Below are 688 nucleotides of genomic sequence, written 5' to 3' on the forward strand. Positions count from 1 at the left end.
TATTGGTGTTTATATCTTATTCGCTGATTTACACGACACAGGTTATTTTTAAGAAAAAGCGTTCGAAGTATTGATGAGGTAGTAATGTTGATACAGCCACCAACCGTGCCCAGAAGCGGCACTGCCAGCGACTCCCGACTTACAACAATACCGTCTATAGAGCCACAGGGACGATGGGGCAGTTTGGATGTATCCAGGAAGTCTGGGGTAGTACCGTTTTTACCGGACAATACCCGGGACGGAACCCAGGAAAACGACAACGATAAAATAAAAGACACACAACAGAACTCATCGCAGCAGCATCGTAAACCGGCCAGCATAGCGCCCGGGTCTGGTCATCTGGTGACGGCGGTGCTGGGGGCGCTGTCCGGTCTTGCTGCTGTGGGCCTGGCAGCATCGGCCACCCCTGACAGCGACCAGCCGATTGATGTGGCAGATGCCAAAACCCTGAGCAAGATTGGCCGTTACCCGCGCTATCCACTGAATGGCACTTACCGGCAAATTGTTCCGTGTATTGATGGTGGCCAATTGCAATCCATCGGTGATGAGACCCATCCGTTTACCGGCATCTTCCATGGTGAAAATCGTACCATCGGTAACCTCAGACATTGCCTGATAAAAAACCTGGCCGGTGAAGGCCGTGTCGATCGCCTGCGCTTTACTGATGCCAATATAATGTCCACAGGCC

The 688-nt window shown here is 51.9% G+C and carries 1 protein-coding gene; it reads left to right on the top strand.

All coding sequences use genetic code 11. The annotated features are described in order from the left end of the window. Positions 1 to 105: 105 nt before the first annotated feature. Positions 106 to 688, top strand: a 583-nt coding sequence (locus J7438_RS26655; RefSeq protein WP_209279043.1) for a hypothetical protein, incomplete at its 3' end; no start/stop codon positions are given.

It is taken from the genome of Thalassotalea sp. G20_0 (assembly GCF_017744175.1).
Classification (GTDB): Bacteria; Pseudomonadota; Gammaproteobacteria; order Pseudomonadales; family Endozoicomonadaceae; genus Endozoicomonas.